Here is a 1,218-nt window from a genome sequence, read left to right on the forward strand (position 1 = left end):
CATAAATTATCCGTACAAAAATGTGCGAATAATACCAAGTGGATCAGTTTTAGATGATCGTTAGTGGATCAGTTTTGCATGATCGGTGACAAAAGTCCGCCAATAATGCCCTGCGCGGCCTGACACGAGGTTAAATTGGTGCTATTGATATCCGAGGCCATTTTTTGTAAAAAATCTTTCGCGGTTTTTATTTCCGGTACCGTGGTCTGGAGCGCCAGGTCAAAGAAATAGCCCGCCGCATTGGACATAATTTGCTGCACAAAGCGCTCCAGTTGTTCGCCGCTGATAAAACTGAATGACCCGAGATACGCATCAATGCCGCCACATCCGGTATTAATATTGGGTAGGGTCATGGAGAGCAGTTGTACCTGTTTGGTGGCGGTGCGGGCATACAGGGAGCCACCGGATAAATAGCCCGCCGCTTGCCCCTACCAGACCTGTGGTTGTCCGGTATTGCTATCGAAGCCTAATCGGTTAAAGAAGTTATCCATGTCGCTATTGACATCGGTTAGGGCGATGGAGGCGGCGCACAGCAGCGAAACCGACCACGGAATAAAAAAAGCCTTACAGCGTGTCATGGGCGTTATCCTTCACCGCGTTTAAGACTTGCCAGTTGCTGTTTGTAGCAAAAGGCGACCACGCCATTGATGCCCGCCATCACTAAGGCTGTTGCCGCCAATATCATGAGCAGTCCTGGGATAAAATACATGAGTACATTCCAGACGACTTTAGCTTGCTGAAGTGCGGTCGATAACTCGCCTAAAAACGCGATATCAAAAAAGGCATAAGCTAGCTGGTTTGTCAGGATAGCCGCCAAGAAAAATGCCAAGGAAATCTGGCAAAACCATTGACTGGCATTGACGCATTTTCGTTTTTCGCGGATTAACTTTCGCGCTTTTTTTATGGACTTAATTGGCATCACGGTTGTCTCCTACTAAGATACGCTCAAACGCATGGTCTAACTGGCGCATAAAGCGCGACTCATCAGTCGCCCCCTGTAAAATCGGAACGGTTTTTAAGCTATTGACGTTGATAAGAAACGTACTCGGCGTGACCACAGGCAATTGCTCAAAAAAGGTTTTCACTACTTCTTGGGTCGCCGGAATAACGGAGGGGAAACTCATGTGTAATGGTCAACAAATTCTGTAGAAGATCTAAGCGGCATTTTTTAGTTCATGATATTTTTGATGTGGCGTTAAATAACCAATCGTTGAATGG

The 1,218-nt window shown here is 46.6% G+C and carries 2 protein-coding genes and 1 pseudogene; all 3 read right to left on the reverse strand.

Annotation, left to right across the window (positions count from 1 at the left end):
* Window positions 1-92: 92 nt before the first annotated feature.
* A pseudogene (locus G468_RS22010) lies at window positions 93-578 on the reverse strand (conjugal transfer protein TraH); the annotation flags it as partial.
* A 5-nt stretch (window positions 579-583) separates the two neighbouring features.
* Window positions 584-919, reverse strand: coding sequence for a hypothetical protein (locus G468_RS0118275; RefSeq protein WP_026824184.1), 336 nt, complete (start codon window positions 917-919; stop codon window positions 584-586).
* Entirely contained in the window at window positions 909-1,124 is a 216-nt protein-coding gene (locus G468_RS22015; RefSeq protein ID WP_051297208.1) for a thioredoxin domain-containing protein, read from the reverse strand. The genes G468_RS0118275 and G468_RS22015 overlap by 11 nt, the downstream gene beginning before the upstream one ends.
* Between the last annotated feature and the right edge of the window lie 94 nt (window positions 1,125-1,218).

This window comes from Arsenophonus nasoniae DSM 15247, assembly GCF_000429565.1.
In the GTDB taxonomy this organism is placed as follows: domain Bacteria; phylum Pseudomonadota; class Gammaproteobacteria; order Enterobacterales; family Enterobacteriaceae; genus Arsenophonus; species Arsenophonus nasoniae.

Excerpts from the sequence above, each read along its gene's own strand:
- G468_RS0118275 (WP_026824184.1), bottom strand. The coding sequence starts at position 919 with ATGCCAATTAAGTCCATAAAAAAAGCGCGAAAGTTAATCCGCGAAAAA.
- G468_RS22015 (WP_051297208.1), bottom strand. The coding sequence starts at position 1,124 with ATGAGTTTCCCCTCCGTTATTCCGGCGACCCAAGAAGTAGTGAAAACC.